This is a genomic window from Lacibacterium aquatile (assembly GCF_042683105.1).
In the GTDB taxonomy this organism is placed as follows: domain Bacteria; phylum Pseudomonadota; class Alphaproteobacteria; order Elsterales; family Elsteraceae; genus Lacibacterium; species Lacibacterium aquatile.
In genome coordinates, this window is the sequence record NZ_JBHUIP010000001.1 from 205,286 (window position 1) to 228,577 (window position 23,292).

Sequence of the window (23,292 nt, forward strand, 5' to 3'; positions counted from 1 at the left end):
TTATAGGACCCCGGCGGGGGTGGTGTCAAGAGGTTTGGATATGCGAATCGGCATCGTCGCCACAAGAACCCCCAGAAGCGTCAGCGCCAAGGAGGTCGCATGGAACGGCGCCAGCCCCTCTCCCAGGAAAACGGCAGCCAAACCAAGCGTGTAGAAGGGAACCAGATACATCGCCATCGAGGCCCGCGCGGCCCCAAAACGCCCCACCACACAGCTGTAAAGCCGGTAGGCGCCGATGGAGGCCACAAGTGCCAGAACCACTACTGGCAACAACGCCCCTGCATCGGACAGCACGGCCAGCGGGTTTCCGGCCTCCAGCACGGCAAAGGGCGCCAAGAGAAGCGCTCCGCCGCCCGCCAGCACCAGCAGATAGGCTTTCCAGGGCAGCGCCACCGGATGATGCTTCAGCAGCGCCGTATAGCCCGCCCAGCCTGTAGCAGCGGCCAGCACCAGCAGATCGCCCGGATTGAGGGTGAAACGCCCCACCGCCGTCAGGTCGCCGCGGAAGACCGCGACCGCCAACCCCAGAACGGCAATGGCGATACCGATCAGCGCCCGGCGCTGGATGGCGACGCCCCAGCCGATCCGCTCCAGCAGCAGCACCAGGACGGGTGTCGCCGCGAAGATAAGGGCGACATTCCCGGCACTCGTGTGGTGAACCGCCATATATTGCGGAGCGATGGCGACACCGGCCCCCAGAAACGCCAGCAGCCCCAGCAGCGGCGCCTGAGCGCGGATACGGGGCCAATGGGCGCGCAGCTCGCTCCAGGCGAACGGCGCCAGCACCAGGGCCGCCACCAGCCAGCGTCCGAAGGCCAGGGTGACCGGCGGCACATCATCGACCACCAGACGCGCGATGATCATGTTGCCGGAGAAAAGCAGCGGCGCGATGCAGAACATCGCAAGGCCCATCCCGCGCATCACCCAGACCTGCCCCATGGCGCCACTCCATCGCATAAATTCGATGGAGAAAGCCTAGGGCAAATAGGTCAGTCAGACTTTCCTATTTACGAGGATCCAGACTTCGAAATAAGGTGAATCATCTTCGGATCGATCTTTTAAAAGAAGGATATTTCGAATGTCAAAAAATAGGCAGCAGAGCCTACCAAATGAGCTGGATCCCACCGACCGGCGTATCCTGGCGGCCTTGCGGGAAAACGGCCGACTCAGCAACGCCGATCTGGCCGAACGGGTTGGGCTGTCTGCTACGCCCTGCTGGAACCGGGTGCGGCGGCTGGAGGCCGAGGGCTTCATCGCCGGATATGCCGCGATCCTGCCGCAGGAGAAGCTGGGCGCCGCCGATACGGTCTTTATCGAGATCACCTGCGACCGCCATGATCAGGAGGCCCTGAAGCTGTTCGGCGACACGCTGATCCGCATGCCTGAAGTTCTGGAGGTGCATCTGGTCAGCGGCGATTACGACTATCTGGTCCGGGTCGCCGTCGATGGAACGGCAGGATACGAACAATTTTTGCGCGAGAAGCTCTATCGCCTACCCGGGGTTCGGCACACCAAATCTCTCTTTGGTTTGAAGGCGTTAAAGCGCGAATTTTCTCTGGATCCGCTGCTCAATACCCCCTGACATACCTCGCCTCCTGGCGATCCTTCCAGTGCGCGCTGCGGCAATTTTGCGCAATGATCCCTGTAGTAGCGGCCCCTCCTCGCTACATCGCTGCATGGGAAAGAAGCCGCCATGACGAAGCTGCGCATCGGTCACCGTATCGCCATCATCCCCCTCCTCCTGTCCATTCTGATGCTGATCGTCGGCTTGACCGGCTTTTCCGGCATGAACTCGATGGGTCGGGCCATGTCGCTGATCTACAGCGACCGTATCGAGCCGATGCGCGACCTGAAGGCGATCTCCGACGCCTACGTCGTGACAGTAGTTGATACGGCACATAAGCTTCGCGCTGGAACAATTACTCCAGCCGCCGCCGTCGAGAATATGCGCCAGGCAACTCTCGTCATTAAAGACCGCTGGCAAGCTTATTCCGAGAGCGACATGATCCCCGAGGAAAAGCGGCTGGCGGCGGAAGCCAAGACACAGTTCCCGGTGGCGGATGAAGCCATTCGGCAGCTCCAGCAACTGATCAGCGCCGGAAACAGTGCCGCTCTGACCGAATACATCGAGAAAACGATGTACGCCAAGATCGACCCGCTGGTCGGCACCATCTCCAAACTTTCTGATCTGCAGCTGGTTGCCGCCAAGGGTGACAGCGATGCCGCCGCGGATGAGTTCCGAACCCTCACCTGGGTCGTAGGTCTCACCATCGCCGTTGCCGTTGCCCTGGGCGCCCTCTCCGCCTATGTGCTGACACGGGGTATAACCGTGCCGCTTGGCCTCATGACCGGGGCAATGCGGGAACTGTCGGCGGGGAAACTCGATATCGTAGTTCCCCAGAGCCGCTATAAGGACGAGATCGGCGATATGGCCATCGCCATGGTGATCTTTAAAGATAATGCCATCGAGCGCGATCGCCTCCAGAAGGAGGAAATGAAAGCGGCGCAGACGCGGGCGGAGCGCGCACAGCGTATCGAGATGATCACCCAGACCTTCGATAGCGGCGTCACCGGGGTCCTCGTCACCGTCAGCCATGCCGCCGAGGAGATGAACAGCACCGCCACCAGCCTGTCTGCCAGTGCCGAAGAAGCTTCGGTTCAGGCGACCACGGTTTCGGCAGCGGCGGAACAGGCGGCCATGAACGTTCAGACAGTGTCGGCCGCCGCCGAAGAGCTTCACTCTTCCATCGGCGAAATCTCGCGCCAGATGACCGTCGCCAAAAGCATCGCAGGCGAGGCGGATGTCGAAAGCCAGCGTGCCGCGGGGACGATGCAGGAACTGTCGGAAACCGCCCAGCGCATCAGTCAGGTGGTAACCCTCATCACCGATATCGCGAACCAGACGAACCTGCTGGCCCTGAACGCCACCATCGAGGCCGCGCGCGCTGGCGAAGCGGGCAAAGGCTTTGCCGTGGTCGCCTCGGAAGTCAAAAGCCTTGCCAATCAGACGGCCAAGGCGACCGAGGATATCGCCCAGCAGGTAACCGGCGTGCAGACGACCACCAACGCCGCCGTTAACGCCATCGGGAATATCGCGCAGACCATAAGCCGCATTAATGAAATCGCCACGACGATTGCCGCAGCTGTCGAGGAACAAGGGGCAGCGACGCGCGAAATCTCGATCAATGTCGCCCAGGTCGCCCAGGCCACTTCAGAGGTAACCCAGAATATTCAGGGGGTTAATCAGGCCGCTCAAGATACCAGCCAGTCCGCCACCACGGTTAAACAAGCGTCCCAGGAACTGAGCGCCCAGTCGTCTAATCTTCGGCAGATCGTTCAGACATTCTTAACGGACGTCCGAGCCGCATAAACCGGCCCAGCGGCACTTCTGCAAAATTTTTGCAGAATAATCGTAGGATTACCGCCAAAAATAAGCTGATTCCCATCCAACCGGACAGCTTGAGCCTGGGAATTTTGACAGGATTGAAAAGTTAAGGATGTATTAATTCCTAACAAAGCGTTAAACAGAGGCCATCCGCTTCTCCCGCTTCCAAGAGTCGCTTCCATGACGATCCGCACTGTAAACCAAAGCCCCCGTCATTCCTCCTGCTCCGCCAGCGCCCAGATCCTGCGCACGCTTGTCACCAAGTCATCGACAAGCCGACGTCCGGCTGCGTCGATCCGCCTGGCAGTGCTGGCGCGCCAGCAAGCTAATCAGAATGTTGCGGGTCTGGGTCGTGCTGATCTCGCGGTTACGCAAATCGAGAATGTTTGTGCAACCATCAATAGCATGAGTGCCGTTTCTTTCACGCGTCCGGCAGTGGAACAGGCGAACACCTCGCCGCATATCCAGGCAGCCAAGCTTCTGCGCGGCATCAAGGCTGAAGCCAAGAAGACGCTCGCGACCCAGCAGGATATTGAAAAGGCTTTGCGCGGTCTGCAGATCGCAGCCCTGATCCAGGCCGCCGGGCGCGGCCGCTAGGCGGCCAGTTCCGGCTGCAATTCGGTCCGGGCGATCCAACCGCCGCCGAGCAGACGGTCCCCGTCATAGAAAACCCCCGCCTGCCCCGGTGCAATACCAGGCTGCGGGGTGTCGAGCTGCACAACGGCAGCCCCATCAACACCCGCGATCACCGTCGCGGGTGTTGGCATCTGAGCTGACCGCAGCTTGACCGAGACACGGCGGCTATCGCCCGCCTTCAGGTCCGTCAGCCAGTTCACTTCGCGCAGATGCACCAGATCGCGCCCCAGAGCCGACTTGGGGCCGACGACGACGCGGCGCCGATTGGGCTCCAGCCGGACCACATAGAGCGGCTCGGCCGCAGCGATACCCAGCCCGCGCCGCTGTCCCACTGTATAATGGATGATGCCGTCGTGGCGACCCAGGACGGTGCCGTCGATATCGACGATCTCACCCGCCTGGGCGGTATCGGGGCGCAGCTTGGTGACGATGCGCGCATAGTCGCCATCGGGCACGAAGCAGATATCCTGGCTGTCCGGCTTATCCTTGACGATCAGCCCCAGGCGCTCGGCCTCGCGCCGGGTCGCGGCCTTGTCCAGATGACCCAGCGGAAACCGCAGATAGTCGAGCTGATCGCGGGTGGTGGAGAAGAGGAAATAGCTCTGATCGCGGCCCGGATCGCGACCGCGCAGCAGTTCGGCCCCTTCGGTTCCCATCGCGCGCTGGACATAGTGGCCGGTAGCTAGGCAATCGGCGCCAAGCTCCCGCGCCGTCGCCAACAGATCGCGGAACTTCACGGTTTTGTTGCACATCACGCAAGGGATCGGCGTTTCGCCACGGGCATAGCTGTCGGCAAATTCCTCGACCACCGCGTCGCGGAACTTGCTTTCGTAATCCAGCACATAATGGGGAATGCCGACCTTATCGGCGACCGTCCGGGCGTCGTAGATATCCTGTCCCGCGCAGCAGGCGCCCTTGCGCGCCGCGACTTCACCCTGATCGTACAGCTGAAGCGTTACGCCGATAACGTCGTAACCCTGCTCGGCCAGCATCGCGGCGACAACCGAACTGTCCACCCCGCCCGACATCGCCACCACCACGCGGGTAGCCGAAGGTGCCTTATCGAAGCCGAGCGAGTTCATGCCATGCGCGGGCCTCAGCCCATCATATTGCGCGAGGCGCCGGGGACAGAAACGGTCAGGCCGTCCAGCTCTTCGGTCATGATGATCTGGCAGCCGAGACGCGAGGTCGCGGTCAGGCCGAACGCCAGATCCAGCATATCCTCTTCATCTTCGGTCGGGTCATTCAGCCGGTCGAGATCCTCGGGATCGACGATCACATGACAAGTGGAGCAGGCAAGCGAGCCTTCGCAGGCGCCTTCCAGGTCGATGGAATTGCGGTGGGCAATCTCCAGCAATGACAGGCCGACCGGAGCTTCGACTTCCTTGCGGGAGCCATCACGGTCGATAAAGGTCATCTTGGGCATTCGCTAGAACCCTACTCTTTTATTGTCTGCCAAACTTTTGAACCGGCCTCGTTTACCGGAACATCAGCGGCAAGACCAGTCCTTTTAGCCTGTGAATTAGACCGTAAAGCTTTCGCCGCAACCGCAGCGACCCTTTTCGTTCGGGTTCTTGAAGGTAAAGCCAGTCTCGAACTTGCTTTCAACATAGTCCATCTCGGACCCGATCAAGAACATGACCGCCGCCGGATCGATGAAGACCGTCGCACCGTCCGCTTGAATTTCCTCGTCGAACTGCATCTTCTTGTCAGCATATTCGACATTATAGGAATAACCTGAACAGCCGCGCGCTTTTACGCCGATACGAAGCCCGACGGCGGGTTCGCTGCGTTGCGCCAGAAGATACTTCACCCGGTCAACCGCTGCCGCAGTGATTGTAATCGCCTGTTTGGCCACTCTGTCTCTCCTACTCCGCCGCCCTACAGACGGCATTTCCTTTATTATGGGGATGAACGCCCCGTCCCTCAACCCGTCATACGCGCCCAAGCTGCGACGAAACGGGCAAGCTCGTCTGCGCTGGTCGCGGGGCTCAAGGACAGGCGGATCGCACTCCCCGCGATCTCGTCCGGCAATCCCATTGCCACCAGCACGTGACTGCGCTTGACCTTGCCCGACGAACAGGCCGACCCGGCGCTGACCGCAAACCCGGCGAGATCCAGCGTCATCACCTGGGTTTCCGCTGGTTTCCCCGGCAGCGCGACACAGAGGGTATTCGGCAGCCGCTCGGCTTCCTCGGCGATGATCACCCCGCCTCTGGCTTTCAGATCCTCGGCCAGTTGATCGCGCAAGGCTTCCACATGGGTCATCAGGATCAGGCTTTCGCCCGCCAGTGACGCCGCCAGCCCGAAGCCCGCGATGGCAGGGACATTCTCCGTCCCCGCCCGGCGCGACCGCTCCTGACCGCCACCACGCAGCAGAGCCGCAGGTTCGGCGCCTTCCCGGAAGATCAAGGCCGCCGCCCCCGGCGCGCCGCCCATCTTATGGGCCGACAGGGTCAGCAGATCGGCCCCCAGCACGCGGATATCCATCGGCAGACGCCCGGGTCCCTGCACGGCGTCGCAATGGAGCAGACCGCCCCGCGCATGGACTAAATTCGCCACGGCCCGCACCGGCTGCACCACGCCGGTTTCATTATTCGCCAGCATGACCGACACCAGCACCGGACCGCTGAGACCATCCAGCAGCTTTTCCAGCGCCTCAAGATCGATCCGCCCCAGGCTATCGACCGGAATGCGCCCTGCCCCCTCGCTGGATTTCAGCACCGCATCATGTTCGATGGCGCTGGTGAGGATCGTATGGCCGGGAAAGCCGCGCAGCGCCTGATTATTCGCCTCGGTCCCCGACGCCGTGAACAGCACATGGCGCGGATCGGCACCGACCAGCAGGGCCACCTGTTCGCGCGCGACCTCCAGGCGACGGCGGGCCAGCCGCCCCGCCCCATGGACGGACGAGGGATTGCCACCTTCGATCAGCACGTCGCCAACCAGCTTGGCGACGGCGGGATTGACCGGCGTCGTGGCGTTATGATCGAGGTAGATCATCACTCGGCCGCGAAATTGGCGATGGTCGCCTTCAGGCGCGATTGCGGGATAACGCGACGCTCGCAGACATCCTCCAGACTGACGCTTTCGAGATAGAGCGCGATCTGATCGGACAGGGCTTCCCAGAGGTCATGGGTGAGGCAGCGACTCTTGGACAGGGTACAGCCATGGGGCGAGCCCGGCGCGCAGCGGGTGGCGCGCAAAGGCTCGTCCACCGCGACCACGATGTCCGAGATCAAGGTGTCGCGCGCACTGCGGGCCAGCAGATAACCACCGCCGGGGCCACGTACGCTCTTGACCAGCAGTTGGCGCCGCAGCTTGGCAAACAGCTGCTCCAAGTAGGAGAGCGAGATTTCCTGACGCTCGGCGATTTCCGCCAGGGCAACCGGATTGCCGCGCGAATGATGGGCCAGATCCACCATCGCCATCACGGCATAGCGCCCTTTGGTCGAGAGCCTCATGCTGCGCCCCCGATCCGGCGATCATCCTTTGCAACGTCGCCGACCGGCAGCTTCACGATCTTTTCGTCCGCCTGCTGGGCCTCTTCCATCGCGGCCACACGGTCTCGCAGGGCTTCCAGATCGTCCAGCAACCCGCCAAGGCCACGGGCAACCGGATCCGGCAATTCACCCGGCCCGATGCCATAGGCGCAGAAGCTGCGCTGATCCAGACTGACCTCGCCCACCACCTTGGCCGGGATGCCGGTAACGGTTGCCCCGGCAGGAACCGGCTTCACGACAACGGCATTGGCGCCGACACGCGCGCCCTTACCCACCGTAAAGGGGCCAAGCACCTGCGCACCGGCCCCAACGATGACATCGTCTTCCAGTGTCGGATGGCGTTTCACCTGCTCTAGCGCCGTGCCGCCCAAGGTCACTCCCTGGTAGAGCGTGACGTTATCGCCAATCTCCGCCGTCTCGCCGATCACCACGCCCATGCCGTGATCAATGAAAAGCCGCCGTCCGACGCGGGCGCCGGGGTGGATTTCGATGCCGGTAAGGGTGCGGCCGATGTTGGAGATGAAGCGCGCGATAAGCTTCAGATCATGTCGCCAGAGGAAGTGCGAGGCCCGATAAATCACCACCGCATGCAGCCCCGGATAACAGAGCGCGACCTCCAAAGCCGACCGCGCAGCGGGGTCTCGCGCTAAGATACCGTCGATATCATCTCGGAACTGCTTGAAGAACATGAGGTCCACTATGTAACAATGGCGCGCCTTGTCGGCGAAAGTCGGGAAAGCTTCTACCTTTACCCCATACGGGATATAAAAAGTCCGACCGCGCTGGTCAAGTATAGGGTAGACGGAAGTTGGCCTTCGGGCCAAGCATGGTGCATAAACGTTTGCCTACACCCCATCAGGTCACGACCGAGGTCCAGAAGCCCCCATGCCAGAAGTGCTCATAAACGGCCCAGATGGGCGTCTGGAAGGCCGATATCTCCATTCCAAGGTGCCTAACGCGCCCATCGCGCTCGTCCTTCACCCCGACCCTCGGGGTGGTGGCACGATGAACAACAAGGTCGTCTATACCCTCTATCAGACGTTCGTTCAGCGCGGCTTTTCAGTCCTGCGGTTCAATTTCCGTGGTGTCGGTCGCAGCCAGGGCGTCTTCGATCGGGGCGAAGGCGAGCTTGCCGATGCCGCGTCGGCGCTCGATTGGTTACAGACCTACAACCCGAATGCCTCGGCATCCTGGGTCGCGGGCTTTTCCTTCGGGGCCTGGATCGGCATGCAATTGCTGATGCGTCGTCCGGAACTGGCAAGCTTCATCTCGGTCTCGCCGCCCGCCAACATGTATGATTTCAGCTTCCTTGCCCCCTGCCCGGTTTCGGGCCAGGTCATCCAGGGCGATTCGGACGAGATCGTGCCGGAGGCTTCGGTCCAGAAACTGGTAACCAAACTCTCCAACCAGCGCGATATCAAGATTGACTATCAGCTGGTTCCGGGTGCCGGGCATTTCTTTGCCGAGCAGATCCCTCAGCTGGCTTCGGCTGTCGACGGTTATATCGCCGCCGGTTTGGCCGCCGACGCCGCCAAGCCCCGCTAGGAAAGAAGACGCCGTCCTATTTGTTGGACGGCGTCTGTTCGGGCGGAGGAGCCGCTTCGCCGCCGCCCTGGAACAGGCGTCGCAGGATGCCGGGGGCAAGGAAGCTGATCGGATTGACCGAGACATCAGGATTTTCGATGGTCCCGGTCCCCCGCCACGTCCAGGCGAAAATACCCCCGCCTTTGCCGCCGGTCAGAATATCCCCCAGGATCGGAATTGACCCTATGACCCGGTTAACACCGGCCAGCGGTACGACTTCGCCCATCAGGTCCAGCGTCTCGGCATCGCGGTTAACGCTGCCTTTGACCGTCAGGCCGATCGAGAGACCCGAGCTGTAAGCCTCTGAAATCTCGATCGTCTTTTCATCGATGCGAAGTTTGGCTTCGGTGGAGTTGAAAGGCAGCCCCTCGCCGCCGAGCATTTCAGGGATGCCGGTGATCGACACGATTGCCAGCAGACGGGCCAGAACCGGGACATCACGTAGCCGATAGGTAGATACTTGGAGGGAGCCGGTGACGCCGCTGGTGCCCGGCTTGAACTCTCCCTCGAAGGTCGCGCTGCCGCCGATGACCTTGTCCGTCATATCGACAGCCATCAGCAGCCCACCCAGGTCAGCCACCTGGGCCTGCACTGCGCGGTTGCCAGCCGGGCTCGTGCCGATGGCGGCAAAGAAGGCCTTCTCCCCGACGAGTCCCCGGGCGTCAAACTCGCGCCAGACATGGCCTTCAGTCCGCAGCTTGAGGGACAGATTGCGGATCTCGCGCCCCGGCACCAGTTCCACCGCGCCCAGGGTGGCATTAAGGGTCAGCGGCATTGGGTCGGTCTTAGGCTGGCCCGCGTTCTTTTTTGCCTCGATCTTACTTTGCGCCTGATAGCCGATAAGGCTGAGACGCGTGCCGCGCACCGTGGCATTCCAACCCTTGCCCTGGCGGATGAACAACCCGCCGACATCGTTCCCCGGAACCTTAAGCTGGGAGATATCCACCTGGCTCAAGTCGCCACTCGCATTAAAGCGTGCGGACAGCTTGGCTGTCAGCTTGTCGCCATTCACTTCGAACAGGCTGAGATCCTTGAGATCGCCATTCTGTAGTGTCAGGTCATAACGACCTGTGGCGATGCTGCCCGCAGGTTTCTCCCACTGAAACTCATCGACCGTCGCACGGGCAGCCGCGAAATCGAGCGTGCCGGTCAGGCGGGCAATGCCCCCGGGCGCTTCCTGATAATCCAGCGTAGCGCCGACCGGGCCGAAAACCCGCCCCTCACCCGGCAGACGCAGGGCCGTGCGCCCGGCATCGTCGATGATGCCGGTTGCCTTCAGGCTGCGATAGGTTCTGGCCTGGAAGGGTTCGGTCACCGCCAAAGTCATCGGCACGCCATTGACCTTGCCGGTTCCGCTCGCCACCAGCGATTTGGTGTCAATCTTAAGCTTCAGATCCGCCTCGGACAGATCGAACCCTTTCGAGATGCCGGGCAATGCCCCATCTCGCGCGACCGCTTCGACGCTTAAGGCGATTTGTTCGATTTTGACATCATTGAACAGCGGGAAGGAGATCTTGAGGCGCCCATCGGCCTCCCCGGCCGCACTGGACGGCAGGACACCCAGCTTCTTGGCAAACCCCAATGGCTGCTGGTCGATGGCTGCCAAAATATCCGACACTGGCCCCTTAAGCGGCAGATCGATCTTGATGGTCTGATCGGGTTGATTGAGGCCCCCAATCTCGATCTGGCCTGCACCCGCCGTGATCTTGGTGCCGGTAACCGTACCGCCGGTGGTGGTTACCCCCAGTTTGCCCGAGGCGTGATCGTAGGTAACGGCCCCCGCCACGCCCTGGACCGGCGGCAGCTTGCCGAGATAGGCGACCTGCAGCCCCTCAACCCCCAAGGCCGCGGTAAGGCTGTCGATCACCAGCGCCCCATCCCCGCCATGGGAGAAACCGAGCTTGGCCTCGGCCATCGGCACCTTGCCTTTGGTCAGGTTGGTCAGAACCCATTTACGCGCGTTCGGCCCGACGCTGGCGGGCCAATAGGTGGGCAGACTGTCGACAGGAACATTCAACAGCCGGGCGGTCAGATTACCCTTCTGAGGCTCCGAGACACTGGCCTGCCCCGTGACCTGGGCTTCGATGCCATCGGTCAGCAGCAGGCGTGCCTCTTCGATGCGCACGGCATCGGCGGCCTTGTCGAACTGGGCGCGGATGATCCCGCTTTCGACCGGCAAAAACCCTTGCGGCAGCAGGGCATGATGAACCGGCCCCGCCTCAAGCTTGGCTTCGACGGTTGCCTTATTCAGTTTTTCCAACCCGCCAACTTCAGCCGTCACCCGGATCTGGGCGGGCACATCGAGGCCGGACACGGCGTTCAGGGATGGCCAGAGGCGGGCGAGCTGCGCAGGTTTCACAGGTCCGGCGGTCGCATCGAGCGTCAGGAGATCGTCATCGGGCTTATCGGGATCGTTGAACAGCAGGCGGAAATTTGCGGAAATCGGGGCGAGCGTATGAGGCGCCACCTCGACCTGCGCACCGATGCGCCCCGTTACGAGTCCCTCGGCATCCCGGTGCAGCCACAGGTCGACATCGGGGACCTTGAGATTCAAACCCTCGACCTGATCGTCGAGGATCAGGGAGGCATTCCGCAGCCGGATACCGGACAGATCGCTCGTCGCGCCGCCTTTGCGTTTCGGCCCCAGGGTTCGCAGGATGAATTCGCGCGGTCCGTGATCGACACCCGCCTGCGGCGGAGGCGCCACCGCCGAGGTGTCACCCGGCTGGTTCTGAGTAGCCCCCAGGAAGGCCATGGAATAATTGCCATCGGCATTGCGCTGCACCCGCAGAGAGAGATCGTCGATCCGCACTTCGGTAGGCGATAGACGTCCAGCGGCAAGCTTGGCTGCATCGACAAACAGCGCGAGACGCGGGGCGGCCAGGATGACCTTTTCGCCCTCCAGGACTCGCAGCCCGCGGGCATGCAGACCGATGGCGCGCGTTTCGGCGTCCCAGATCAGCTCAACACCCGTCAGCTGCACCTTCTGACCCGCTGCCGCGCTGGAAAGAGCGTTTTCGATAACCGGCAGGAACTGGTCCAGCGCCCAGGGCCCCTGGGCAAGACGCCAAACGGCGGCACCAACGCCCACGACCACGAGAATCGTAAGGGCGAAGACCGTTTGCAGCAACCACCTGACAGATCGTGTCAACCGCACCGCTTGACCTCAGATGATCCGATACGCAAGGCTCTGGTCTTCGTGTCGTACGTCTTCGTGTGGTTCCGGGGTAAACAGCCTTGTCATTCCTTGCGTCACTTTCTTCGCTGCCCCCTGCCGGGCGCCCCGACCGGGTCGCCGTCGCCATCGAACGCTGGCAGGATCGTATCGCCGACACGCCCTGGGCCGAACGCGCCGCGAGCCTTATCGCCGATCCAACGGGTTATGCCCTAATAACGGCTATTTTCGGGAACAGCCCCTATCTGACCGAAAGTTGGCTGGCGGAAAGCGAAACCATCTTCCGGCTGATCGACACCGGTCCTGACCGCACCATGGCGGAGATTCTCGGCGCCATCAATGACGGGCTTGCGGCTCAGGACACCATGATTGTCGCGCGCGAGCTGCGCCGGGCCAAACGGCAGGCGGCGCTGGTCACCGCGATTGCCGATATCGGCGGCGTCTGGTCGCTGGAACAGGTGACGGAAATCCTGTCCGATCTGGCCTCCCGCGCCCTCGATTGCGCGGCGGGTCATGCGCTCGCCCTGCTGCGGGTCCGCAAAGGCGAGGAGATGTCGCCTGAGTTGATCGAGACCAGCCGCCGGGGGTTGGTGATCCTGGGCATGGGCAAGCTTGGCGCCCGCGAGCTCAACTATTCCTCCGACATCGATATCATCGTGCTCTATGACGCGGATCGCGTGGTTCCGCAGATCATGGCGCTGATGGAATATTCCCTGACCGAAGTCTATGTGAAGGCGACGCGGACGCTGGTGAAGCTGCTGCATGAGCGTGACGCCGACGGCTATGTCTTCCGCACCGACCTGCGCCTGCGCCCGGACCCCGCCTCCACCCCGCTGGCCATGAGTGTGCTGTCCGCCGAAACCTATTACGAGACCGTCGGCCAAAACTGGGAACGCGCCGCCATGATCAAGGCGCGGCCGGTGGCGGGCGACATCGATGCGGGCTTATTGTTCCTGAAAAACCTGCGCCCCTACATCTGGCGCAAGCACCTAGATTTCGCAGCCATCCAGGATATCCATTCGATCAAGCGCCAGATCCACGCCCATAAGGGCGGCGGCGATATCGCGGTCTATGGCCATAACGTCAAGGTCGGGCGCGGCGGCATCCGCGAGATCGAATTCTTCGCCCAGACCCAGCAGCTGATCTGGGGCGGGCGTGATCCCGCCGTGCGCGTCTCCGGCACCATCCCGGCCCTCTATGCCCTGGTGAATGCCGGACGGGTGCAGAAGGCCACCGCCGACGAGCTGGCGGCGATCTACCGCTACCTGCGCAAGGTCGAGCATCGCCTGCAGATGGTGGAGGATCAGCAGACCCATAGCCTGCCGAACGACCGCGACGGGCTGGAGAGGATCGCAGCTTTCCTGGATGAGGGCTCCGCGGAGGCGTTCGAGGCGCATCTCATGAAGACCTTCGGCCGGGTGCAGGACATCTATGCCGACCTGTTCGAGGAAGCGCCCACCCTGTCCGCTTCCGGCAGTCTCGTCTTCACGGGTATCGAAAACGATCCCGACACCATCGCGACCCTCTCCGGCATGGGCTACAGGGATGGGCCGCGCGTCTCCGAAACCGTGCGCGGCTGGCACCATGGCCGTATCCGCGCCACCCGCTCCACCCGGGCGCGCGAACTGCTGACCGAACTGATGCCCGCCCTGCTCGCGGCCTTCGGCAAGACCCCGGACCCCGATGGTGCCTTCGGTCGCTTCGATACGTTTCTGAGCAATCTGCCGGCGGGGGTGCAGCTTTTCTCGCTGCTCTACAGCAACCCCCAGCTGCTCGACACCCTGGCTGAGGTGATGGGCGCAGCGCCCGCGCTCGCCGATTATCTGGGCCGCCACCCGCGCCTGCTGGATGGGTTGTTGGCCGATACCACCGCCGTTGGACGCGATGGCTTGGCCAATGATCTCACCCGCCAGCTCGATGAAGCCAACAGCTATGAGGAAGCGCTGGATCTCGTGCGGCGCTGGACCGGTGACCGGCGTTTCCAGGCCGGACTCGCGCTCCTGCGCGGCACCATGACGCCCGAGGCTGGGGGCATTCACCTTTCCAATGTCGCCGAAGTGGTCATCGCGGCCCTGCTGGCCCCCGTCGAGGCTGCCTTCCAGCAGGTGCATGGCGAAGTGCCGGGCGGGCGCTTTGCCGTCATTGCCTATGGCAAGCTGGGCGCGCGGGAGCTATCCCCCACCTCCGACCTCGACCTTGTCTTCCTCTATGACTTCGCAGAGGGCGCGGAACAGTCGAACGGCACCAAGCCGCTACCGCCCTCGCTCTATTTCCAGCGCCTGGGCCAGCGGCTGATCTCCGCCCTGACCGCCCTGACGGCGGAAGGCGAGCTTTATCAGGTCGATATGCGGCTGCGCCCGTCCGGCAACAAAGGTCCGGTCGCGTCCGAATTCGCGGGCTTCATCCGCTATCAGCGCGAGGAAGCCTGGACCTGGGAACATATGGCCCTCACCCGCGCCCGGCCAGTGGCGGGCGATGCGGACCTTCAGAGCGAGATCGAAACGGTACGTCAGTCCCTGCTGACCGCCCCGCGCGATACCTCCAAATTGCTGCTGGATATTGCCGACATGCGGCGACGGGTAGCAAGGGAGCGCCCCGGCAACGATCCTTTCGACATCAAGGATCGCCCCGGCGGGCTGGTGGATGTGGAGTTCATCGCCCAGTTCCTGATGCTCTCCCACGCCCGCAAACACCCCGGCTTGCTGAGCGGCCATACGTCGGAGGCCTTCGAGAAGCTGGGCGCGGCGGGTATTCTGCCGCTCGACAAGGCGGAACGGCTGGCCAGAGGCTCGCGCCTGTGGCAGGCGGTCCAGTCGATGCTGCGCCTCATGTCCCTGCCCGGCCGCTTCGATCCCGACACCGCCCCGGCGGATCTGAAAAGAGCACTTGCCAGGGGCGCCCAGCACAGCGACTTTGCCGCCCTGCAAAAGGATATGGCCGATACCGCCGCCACCGTGCGGGCGATCTGGGACCATCTCATCGAACAGCCGGCTGCCTTCCTGGCCGCCGAAGCCAAAGAGGACTGACATGAGCATCGAAACCGGCAGCCCCGCTCCCGACTTCACCCTGCCGACCGATGGCGGCGGCACGGTCACGCTTTCGGCCCTGAAGGGCAAAGCGGTCGTGCTCTATTTCTATCCCAAGGATGACACCACCGGCTGCACAGCCGAGGCTTGCGGCTTCCGCGACGCCATGCCCGACTTCTCCGGCGTCAATGCGACAGTGATCGGCATCTCCCGCGACAGCATCAAGAGCCACGATAAGTTCAAGGCCAAATACAGCCTGCCCTTTACTTTGGCCGGCGACACCGACGAGACCGGCGTCTGCGCCGCATACGGCACCTGGGTTGAAAAAAGCATGTATGGCCGGACCTATATGGGGATCGAGCGCGCCACTTTCCTGATCGACAAGGACGGCATCATGCGGCAGGTCTGGCGCAAGGTGAAGGTGGCGGGCCACGTCGAAGCCGTGCTCGCCGCCGCGAAAGGACTGTGAGCATCCACAGCCCTAGGGTCGTGGTATAACGACAGGGTGGCTGATATAGTCGCCCTCAAATCCTCATCCTTGTAGTCAAGAAACGCCAAAGAACATGAGCGACGTCGATCTGAATGAAGACCGCCTGGTAACTGAATTCCAGGAAGAATCCCACGATACCTGCAACGAAATCGACGTCATGATCGGCAATCTGCGTTCGCGGTCGATCGATGCGGCAGAAGCGTTGAGCGCGATGCGCCGCCACTTCCATAATCTGCGTCTGGGCGCCAGGGCCGCCGGCCTGCCCGCCGTCGACGTCATTGCCCATCAGATGGTTGATTACTGCACCCAGATCGAGAAGCTGGGCGATAAGCAGCTCGACGATCTGCAGGCCTTCACCGACAAGCTGCGCGGCGCCCTGGATGGCGAAGTCAGCGTCAATGAAATCCGCCAGGTCGTCCGCCAGCTTCCGATTCATTCGAACTTCGACGTCAATGACATCCAGCTGCTGGATATCGTCGTGCTGCTGGTCAGCCCGCAGCGGGCCGCCGCCATGTTCGTCGAGCGTGAGCTGCGCGCCTGCGGCTATCGCGTGATGAACGCCAGCAAGAGCTTCGAAGCCATCGAGCTTGCCGTGCGCATCAAGCCGGATCTGATCATCGCCAGCGCCGTGCTGGACGATCTGTCGGGCATCGATCTGGCCTGCGCGATCAACGCCATGCCCGCCACCCAGGCGATCCCCTTTGCCCTGCTGACCTCCTTTGGCTGGGGTGACAGTTCCCTCGACGGGCTGCCGCCGCGCGCGGCCTTGATCCGCAAGGGCGCACAGTTCGGTGACGATCTGGCCGACGCGCTGTCGCGCTTCCAGATCACGTGAGCTGGGCCAGCCTCAGCGCTGGCGCCTGCGCCGTCCTGGCTACATCCGACGCCCGCGAGAAAGCCAATCTCTCGCGGGTTGTCGTTTCCTGGGCCCGCGCTGAAAAGCCGCCCCTCGGGGATAGCCTGCCGGGCCCTCGCCCGGCACGGCCCGACCGCCCGGAACTCCTGCCGCCCAATGCAGTGCCCCGTCGACGCCTGTCGCGCGGAACGCAGGGGCGCGTGGCGTTGCTGCATGCCCTGGCCCATATCGAACTCAATGCCATCGATCTGGCCTGGGACATTCTGGCCCGCTTCACCGCCGTTCCCATGCCCGAGGGCTTCTATGCCGACTGGCTGACGGTGGCGGACGAAGAGGCGATTCATTTTCTGCTGCTCGCCGACCGTCTGGCTGAATTAGGCGCCGCTTACGGAGATCTGGCTGCCCACGATGGGCTGTGGCAAGCGGCTGAGCGTACCAGCGACGATCTGCTTGCCCGTCTCGCCATCGTACCGATGGTATTGGAGGCGCGCGGCCTGGATGTCACGCCGCAGATGATCGAACGGCTGGAAGCGGTCGAGGATCCCGCCAGCGCCGCCATTCTGAAACGCATCCATGATGACGAGATCGGCCATGTCGCCTCCGGCCGCCGCTGGTTCGACCACCTGGCCCTGGAACGGGGGTTCGAGCCGCGCGCGACCTGGCAGGAGATCGTGACTGAACGTTTCCGGGGCGGTCTGAAACGCCCCTTTAATGAACCTTCCCGCACCAAAGCGGACTTCCCCGCCGACTGGTACGAACCCCTCGTCATATCGATTCAAGAATAGATTTTCATTTATACTTAGATATACTCGCCAAATCGAAATATTTATGGCGAGGCATTACTTATGAGCACGAACAAAAACCCCCTCTGGACCATTCGTGTTATTGATAGAGACCCGATTCCCAATCTCCTGAGTGTCGATATCGAAGGGCGCCTGTTCGAATTGTTCGAGGCAGGAGTGACTCCGGAACAGCTGACAATCCAGAATGATGCCGGGGAGCAACTGGTCACTGTCATCGACGAGGTCTATGGGCAATGGTGTATGGAAGCCAGTTTCCACTGAGCCGATAGGGGCGTATCCTCGCCCCATGTCCCATGACGATCTGGACTTCTCGGGCGAGCAGGCCCGCTTCTTTCGCGTGCCCGAGGGGGATACAGAGATCCTCGAAGCGCGCTTCCGTCGCCATGTCTTCACGCCCCATGTTCACGACCGTTATGTCTTCGGGATCGTCACCAAGGGGGTCGAGGGCTTTTCCTATCGCGGCGAAACCCACTATTGCGACCAGGGCAGCATCGCGATCCTGGAGCCCGACGAACTGCACGACGGTTTCGCCGCTGTCGAAGATGGCTGGGCTTACCGCATGGCTTATCTGGAGCCGGAGTTGCTGGAGCAGGCCGCCAAGGCAGCCTATGGCGAGCGCTGGTCGGGTTTACCGGGATTTGCCGGAACCATCATCCGCGACCCCGACCTTTTCAGCGGCGCAGTCGCCCTGTTCGATGCCTTGGGCGAAGCCGACCGGCTGGCCAGGGAGAGTGAGCTTCTGAGCGTCCTCACCGCCCTCGTCGGACGGCACTCCCACAGCCATCCCCGCCCCTCACTGATCCGGGCCGACAATCAACGCCTAAGCCAGGTTCGGGATCGCCTGCTCTCAACGCCCGAGGTTACGTTTTCGCTGGATGATCTGGCGAGTACGGCCGACCTAAGTCCCTATCATCTGCTGCGCGCTTTCCGCGCTGCCTATGGCCAGACGCCCCACGCCTTCCAGACCCAGGCGCGCTTACGGATGGCCGAAGCCGCCTTGCGGTCTGGCGAGACGATTGCCGAGGTGGCGGCAGCCAGCGGCTTTGCCGATCAGGCGCATCTGACCCGGACCTTCAAGCGCTATCGCGGCGTCACCCCCGGCGCCTTCCGCAAGGCCGGGCGCGCCGCCTAATCCGCGACCTTATAGGCCAGCCGCAGCCCGCCCCAATGCCGCCCTTTCACGGTAATGGGAGCCGAGACATCCTTCATCATCAAGAAGGTGCCGCCGCCCATATCGCGCCGGTAGGTCTGCAGCAGGAAACGATCCTTGTTGCGCCCTGCCGCCAGCCCAACCCGGTCGTTGAACATCCGGCGGTTGCGCGAATTGGCGGTGTTCCAGGCCACATCCTGCCCCTGGGGATGACTGAACTTCTTATTGTGGGTCGGAAGATAGCCGTTGCGGTCGATGCCCGCGCAGAAGACCACCTTGGGATCAAGCGCCAAGGCCTTTTCCTGCAGGTCCGTGAACAGCCTGTCGGTCAGCGTGGTGAAGCGCGCCATGAACTGCGGCGGATTGCTGCCCGCGATCGGCTGATATTGTTCGTCGAAGAGATCGCTAAGCGAGATATCGCCCCGATCCACCGCGGCCTCCAGACGGCGGTTGATCTCGGCGGCGGCCTCCACACAGGCATGGATGAAGGGGCTGTCGACCGTATCGACACCCGCATCCGCCGTGACCCGCATCAGGGTTTCCGACTGTCCATTCAAGCGATGCAGCCGTTCCTTGGCCGCTGAAAGCGCTGTCGCAGATTCCTTAAGGCCACCGGACAGCGCAGCCGTCCCCTCGATCAGGCGGCGGCATTCGGTATCGATGGCACCTGCCGCTTCGGAGATATCGCTCGCGCCATCATCCACCTGCCCCATGGCCCGGTGAACAGTGGCTATGACGCCGCCGATAGCTTCTGTGCCTTCGCGGGCCGCCGTCGCCTTCTGCACGCCGGCAACCGAACGGTCGGTCAGGCGCTGGGCCTGGGTTGCCAGTTCCCGCAGGGTCGCGTCGATTTCCTGGGTAGCCTCGGCTGTCTGCCGGGCCAGTTGCTTCACTTCACCCGCAACGACGGCAAAGCCCTTCCCCGCCTCCCCCGCGCGCGCCGCTTCGATGGTGGCGTTGAGCGCGAGAAGGTTGGTCTGGCGGGCGATATTGGAAATCCCACCGGCAACGCGGCTGATGCGCGCCAAGGCATCTTTGAGCCCTGCCAGATCCGACTCGATGGCCCCGACCGTATCGGCCAGTTCCCGGATATCGCCGATGGCGCGGTCGATGCTGGCCTGCGAGCGGTCGACTTCTTCACGGGCATTGCCCGCGATCTGGCGCGCCGTGCCGGTCGCCTTGGCAATTGCTTGATTTTTGGCGTCCAGCGTCAGCGAGGACGAGCGCAACTGCTCGCAGATCGCCGCCTGAGCCGTCACCGTGTCCGAAACTAAATCGACCGATCCGGAAATATCCGTGATCTCGATACCAAGTGTTCCAGCGACCCCGGCGACTTTCTGGAAGCCCTGCCGCAATTCACGCGCCAGTGCTGAATCGACATCCCCATGCATCCCGTCCATGACTGGCCGCTCTCCCCTTAGTCGACGTTGCCATGCCCCTGATGGGAGCCGCTCGTTATTTGGCGGCTCTCCATCTACCAGTTGTAGGGAACAACGGCGTATAGCGCTATGGGAAAGCGGTGTGGGAGTAGGCGTGAGGCGGATTGTCGCGGCGGCGAGGAAAATCCCTCAACATATACCTTAGATGCATATAAGATAGGAAATTTGCTACCACAAGGAATATTAAGATGCGCGTTATTGATCTTGAACTTCTGGGAAAACTGGCGAGCAAGGTCACTCATTCAAGCTTCGGAAAGATAGATAAGGTAAAATACACTGACTATATTGAGCGTCTGAAAATTGATTTCAGCGGATTGAAGGGCACATCCTTTGCTCCGAATGAATTTGACACAAAATTTGCAGAAACTGAAAAATACATTCAGGAAATACTCGCCAACACCCAGCTAATAATGAGAGGCGGACCCTTAGAATATCTGAATTTTGTTTTCGAGCACTTCAAAAAAATATGCGGCAACGACACTGAAGTTTTCCCGATCATCAACTCGGATTTCAAAAGCGATGCCTGGTTGGTCGGGCTTATCTGCGATTACCTCGATCAGGACGGCTGGCTTCTGAATACACAGAATATCGGCTTTACCGTTTCCGGCATCGAGATGGGTGAAATGGCCCCCAAGCTGCCAGACACGGTGAAAATGCCTAATAAATACATTTTCATTTATGTCGATGATGCGAGCTATAGCGGCACTCAGGCCAGTAATATTCTGCGCCATGCCTCAAAGATACAAGGCGTCAAACCCGAGAAATTCTATCTATATTTTGCGGGGATCAGCAGCACGGCCCGCTCAAAAATCGCATCCGTCGGCAAATCCTCCAAGCCGTCACAGTCGGATTCCAAACAGAGCATGCTCGGACTCGGCGGCAGTAGCAGCATCGGCATCAAGCCGTCATTCCTATCGACAAAATTCAAACCTCCCATCGGCTCGGGCGGCTTGATGAGCGGCCAAATCACCACATCGATAAAGCCGACCCCGATTCTGGACTATGAAATCGTCGCCCTGGAGGAAATCAAACCCCTCCTGATACCGCCGCCCAAAAGCCTGCTAGCGCTCAAGACCTATCAACAGCACTACGAGATCGATCCAGTCCAGTTGAAGATCGTCAAAGCGACTCAGGTCAGCACGCCGACCTTCTATAACATCACGAACTCGATGCTGCCCTATAAGATCCCGGACAGCGTCTCCTGCCCGATCCATCTATTCGTCGGGATGGACGGAAAGGGCAATGTGGCAAACAACGGAACCCTGTTCGATGCCAATGGCACCGTCAGTTACCGATCGGTCCTGGGCGTGAGTGCCAAAATCGGCAAGACGCCGCTCGATAAGATCTTCGTTTAGATCGCCTCAAGCGGCACGGGTCCGTCTGCGGGCGCCGGGAGTATCTTCGTCGAACAGTTCGGCCAGCTTGTCCATCATGGTGCCGCCCAACTGTTCGGCATCGACGATGGTGACTGCCCGGCGATAGTAGCGGGTGACGTCATGGCCGATACCGATGGCGATCAGTTCCACCGGCGAGCGGTTCTCGATCTCCGCGATAACATCGCGCAAGTGCTTTTCGAGATAGTTGCCCGGATTGACCGACAGAGTCGAATCATCGACCGGCGCACCATCGGAGATCACCATCAGGATGCGGCGCTGTTCCGGGCGACCGAGTAAGCGCTCGTGCGCCCAGCGCAGGGCTTCGCCGTCGATATTCTCCTTCAGCAACCCTTCGCGCAGCATTAGACCCAGCGAACGACGGGCGCGGCGCCAGGGCGAATCCGCCGGTTTATAGACGATATGCCGCAGATCGTTGAGGCGACCCGGCTGCACCGGCTTGCCCGCAGCGATCCAGCTTTCCCGCGACTGACCGCCCTTCCAGGCGCGCGTGGTGAAGCCCAGGATTTCGACCTTCACGTTGCAGCGTTCCAGCGTGCGGGCCAGGATGTCCGCGCTCATGGCGGCAATCGTGATCGGACGTCCACGCATGGAGCCTGAATTATCGATCAGCAGCGTCACCACGGTGTCGCGGAAGTCGGTATCGCGCTCGCGCTTATAGGACAGCGGCACAGTGGGGTTCGCCACGACGCGGGCAAGACGCCCCGCATCCAGGATCCCCTCTTCCAGATCGAACTCCCAGGACCGTAACTGCTTGGCCAGCAGGCGGCGCTGCATGCGGTTGGCCAAACGCGAGATGACGCCCTGCATATTCTGCAGCTGCTGATCGAGCAGCAGGCGCAGCTTGGTCAGTTCTTCCCCGTCGCATAGATCATCGGCCTGCACCACCTCGTCGAACTGGGTGGTGAAAGCCTTATAGGTGGCATCGGAGGTGGCGCCGGACTGCGGGCGCTGCCCTTGTGGCGGCGCAGCCTCGCCCGGCTGTTCCTCGCCGTCGCCCGGCTCCATTTCGCCATCTTGATCGGCGTCAGTGGCGCTTTCAGAGCCTGGACGCTGGTCGGGGTCGCCCTTTTCCTGGTCCTGCGGATCTTCTTCCGAGCCACGCTCGCCAGCTTCACCGCGCATTTCGCCGTCACCGGCGTCATCCTGGGCCTCGCCGTCGTCGCCTTCCTCGTCCTCTTCCGTCTGCTCCAGATCTTCGGCAGCATCGAGATCGAGATCGACCAGCAGCTGGCGGATCGATTTCGCGAAACGGTCCTGGTCGAACATCGCTTCCTTCATCACCCGCAGATCGCCTGCGATCTTCGGCTGAAGGTCCGGGCGCCAGAGGTCGACCATCTTGCGCACCGACGGCGGCGGCACTTCGCCGGTCAGGGCTTCGCGCGCCAGAAAACGGATGGCTTCGGGCAAGGTCGCTTCGGAGGCTTCCATGACCCGGTCATAGCCGAGACGGCGGTATTTCTGTTCGAGGTTCGCGGCCAGATTATCGGCCACACCGGCCATGCGGCGGGAGCCCAGGGCCTCACAGCGAACCTGTTCCAAGGCCTCATAGATCGCGCGGCCGGTCGGGGTCGCGGGAACGCGGCGGGCATGGACGGCATCGTCATGATGCTTCAGGCGCAGGGCCAGGCTATCTGCCTCGCCGCGCAGGCGCACCAGATCCTCGTCGGGAAGTCCGCGCGAGGGGGCCGGAAGACGGGCGCGCTTGCCCGCCAGACCCGGCGTTTCGGCACCAAAGCCCACTTCGACTTCACGCTCGCCCGACATGGCGCGCAAGGCTGCCGCCGTGGCGCGCTTGAATGTTTCGACCGGGGATTCCGGTTGGGACACGTCCCTTACTCCTGCAATGGC

Annotated in this window: 21 protein-coding genes; 11 read left to right on the top strand and 10 right to left on the bottom strand. The window is 62.0% G+C overall.

Going from position 1 to position 23,292, the window contains the following annotated elements:
* Nucleotides 1–939: a DMT family transporter gene (locus ACFSM5_RS01040; RefSeq protein WP_379874248.1), complete on the bottom strand. Its 939-nt coding sequence runs from the start codon at nt 937–939 to the stop codon at nt 1–3.
* A 139-nt stretch (nt 940–1,078) separates the two neighbouring features.
* Here ACFSM5_RS01040 and ACFSM5_RS01045 point away from each other — a divergent pair, with 139 nt between their 5' ends.
* The 3 genes from ACFSM5_RS01045 (at nt 1,079) to ACFSM5_RS01055 (ending at nt 3,982) form a co-directional block, all read left to right on the top strand.
* The gene (locus ACFSM5_RS01045) at nt 1,079–1,582 is read left to right on the top strand and encodes an Lrp/AsnC family transcriptional regulator (RefSeq protein ID WP_379874251.1); all 504 of its coding nucleotides are present in this window, start codon (nt 1,079–1,081) and stop codon (nt 1,580–1,582) included.
* Nucleotides 1,583–1,693: 111 nt separating this feature from the next.
* Entirely contained in the window at nt 1,694–3,370 is a 1,677-nt protein-coding gene (locus ACFSM5_RS01050; RefSeq protein ID WP_379874254.1) for a methyl-accepting chemotaxis protein, read from the top strand.
* 195 nt (nt 3,371–3,565) lie between these two features.
* The gene (locus tag ACFSM5_RS01055) at nt 3,566–3,982 is read left to right on the top strand and encodes a hypothetical protein (protein WP_379874257.1); all 417 of its coding nucleotides are present in this window, start codon (nt 3,566–3,568) and stop codon (nt 3,980–3,982) included.
* Here ACFSM5_RS01055 and mnmA read toward each other — a convergent pair.
* The 6 genes from mnmA to cysE form a co-directional block, all read right to left on the bottom strand.
* Nucleotides 3,979–5,103: a tRNA 2-thiouridine(34) synthase MnmA gene (mnmA, locus tag ACFSM5_RS01060; RefSeq protein WP_379874260.1), complete on the bottom strand. Its 1,125-nt coding sequence runs from the start codon at nt 5,101–5,103 to the stop codon at nt 3,979–3,981. The two genes, ACFSM5_RS01055 and mnmA, sit on opposite strands and share 4 nt — an antisense overlap.
* Nucleotides 5,104–5,117: 14 nt before the next feature.
* Nucleotides 5,118–5,447 carry a ferredoxin family 2Fe-2S iron-sulfur cluster binding protein gene (locus tag ACFSM5_RS01065; protein WP_379874263.1) on the bottom strand — a complete coding sequence of 110 codons (330 nt, stop codon included), beginning with the start codon at nt 5,445–5,447 and terminating at the stop codon, nt 5,118–5,120.
* Nucleotides 5,448–5,543: 96 nt separating this feature from the next.
* Nucleotides 5,544–5,915: a HesB/IscA family protein gene (locus ACFSM5_RS01070; protein ID WP_379874266.1), complete on the bottom strand. Its 372-nt coding sequence runs from the start codon at nt 5,913–5,915 to the stop codon at nt 5,544–5,546.
* 32 nt (nt 5,916–5,947) lie between these two features.
* Nucleotides 5,948–7,024, bottom strand: coding sequence for a cysteine desulfurase family protein (locus ACFSM5_RS01075; protein WP_379874269.1), 1,077 nt, complete (start codon nt 7,022–7,024; stop codon nt 5,948–5,950).
* On the bottom strand, nt 7,024–7,485 hold the full coding sequence (locus ACFSM5_RS01080) for an Rrf2 family transcriptional regulator (protein WP_379874272.1): 462 nt from the start codon (nt 7,483–7,485) through the stop codon (nt 7,024–7,026). The genes ACFSM5_RS01075 and ACFSM5_RS01080 overlap by 1 nt, the downstream gene beginning before the upstream one ends.
* A complete protein-coding gene (gene cysE / locus ACFSM5_RS01085) occupies nt 7,482–8,213 on the bottom strand; it encodes a serine O-acetyltransferase (protein ID WP_379874274.1) in 732 nt (243 codons plus the stop codon). Before cysE ends, ACFSM5_RS01080 begins: the two co-directional genes overlap by 4 nt.
* 196 nt (nt 8,214–8,409) lie before the next feature.
* On the opposite strand from cysE, the gene ACFSM5_RS01090 reads away from it, so the two are divergent.
* Nucleotides 8,410–9,069 (top strand): alpha/beta hydrolase, encoded by a 660-nt coding sequence (locus ACFSM5_RS01090; protein WP_379874276.1) that lies wholly within the window; start codon nt 8,410–8,412, stop codon nt 9,067–9,069.
* Between the two features lie 16 nt (nt 9,070–9,085).
* On the opposite strand, the gene ACFSM5_RS01095 is transcribed toward ACFSM5_RS01090, so the two are convergent.
* Nucleotides 9,086–12,238 (bottom strand): YhdP family protein, encoded by a 3,153-nt coding sequence (locus ACFSM5_RS01095; RefSeq protein ID WP_379874278.1) that lies wholly within the window; start codon nt 12,236–12,238, stop codon nt 9,086–9,088.
* 107 nt (nt 12,239–12,345) lie between these two features.
* On the opposite strand from ACFSM5_RS01095, the gene ACFSM5_RS01100 reads away from it, so the two are divergent.
* The 6 genes from ACFSM5_RS01100 to ACFSM5_RS01125 all read left to right on the top strand — a co-directional run bounded on the left by ACFSM5_RS01100 (nt 12,346) and on the right by ACFSM5_RS01125 (nt 18,590).
* On the top strand, nt 12,346–15,309 hold the full coding sequence (locus tag ACFSM5_RS01100; protein WP_379874280.1) for a bifunctional [glutamine synthetase] adenylyltransferase/[glutamine synthetase]-adenylyl-L-tyrosine phosphorylase: 2,964 nt from the start codon (nt 12,346–12,348) through the stop codon (nt 15,307–15,309).
* A gap of 1 nt (nt 15,310) precedes the next feature.
* A complete protein-coding gene (bcp, locus tag ACFSM5_RS01105; protein WP_379874283.1) occupies nt 15,311–15,778 on the top strand; it encodes a thioredoxin-dependent thiol peroxidase in 468 nt (155 codons plus the stop codon).
* Between the two features lie 94 nt (nt 15,779–15,872).
* On the top strand, nt 15,873–16,634 hold the full coding sequence (locus tag ACFSM5_RS01110) for an Hpt domain-containing protein (RefSeq protein ID WP_379874286.1): 762 nt from the start codon (nt 15,873–15,875) through the stop codon (nt 16,632–16,634).
* Nucleotides 16,631–17,440, top strand: coding sequence for a ferritin-like domain-containing protein (locus ACFSM5_RS01115; protein ID WP_379874289.1), 810 nt, complete (start codon nt 16,631–16,633; stop codon nt 17,438–17,440). Before ACFSM5_RS01110 ends, ACFSM5_RS01115 begins: the two co-directional genes overlap by 4 nt.
* 60 nt (nt 17,441–17,500) lie before the next feature.
* A complete protein-coding gene (locus tag ACFSM5_RS01120; RefSeq protein ID WP_379874292.1) occupies nt 17,501–17,719 on the top strand; it encodes a hypothetical protein in 219 nt (72 codons plus the stop codon).
* 25 nt (nt 17,720–17,744) lie between these two features.
* On the top strand, nt 17,745–18,590 hold the full coding sequence (locus tag ACFSM5_RS01125; RefSeq protein ID WP_379874295.1) for an AraC family transcriptional regulator: 846 nt from the start codon (nt 17,745–17,747) through the stop codon (nt 18,588–18,590).
* On the opposite strand, the gene ACFSM5_RS01130 is transcribed toward ACFSM5_RS01125, so the two are convergent.
* Nucleotides 18,587–20,008 carry a methyl-accepting chemotaxis protein gene (locus tag ACFSM5_RS01130; RefSeq protein ID WP_379874298.1) on the bottom strand — a complete coding sequence of 474 codons (1,422 nt, stop codon included), beginning with the start codon at nt 20,006–20,008 and terminating at the stop codon, nt 18,587–18,589. The genes ACFSM5_RS01125 and ACFSM5_RS01130 overlap by 4 nt on opposite strands.
* A 227-nt stretch (nt 20,009–20,235) precedes the next feature.
* Between ACFSM5_RS01130 and ACFSM5_RS01135 the strand changes: the two genes are divergently transcribed.
* Nucleotides 20,236–21,402: a hypothetical protein gene (locus tag ACFSM5_RS01135; RefSeq protein ID WP_379874301.1), complete on the top strand. Its 1,167-nt coding sequence runs from the start codon at nt 20,236–20,238 to the stop codon at nt 21,400–21,402.
* A 6-nt stretch (nt 21,403–21,408) separates the two neighbouring features.
* On the opposite strand, the gene cobT is transcribed toward ACFSM5_RS01135, so the two are convergent.
* Nucleotides 21,409–23,271 (bottom strand): cobaltochelatase subunit CobT, encoded by a 1,863-nt coding sequence (gene cobT / locus ACFSM5_RS01140; protein WP_379874303.1) that lies wholly within the window; start codon nt 23,269–23,271, stop codon nt 21,409–21,411.
* Nucleotides 23,272–23,292 lie beyond the last annotated feature (21 nt).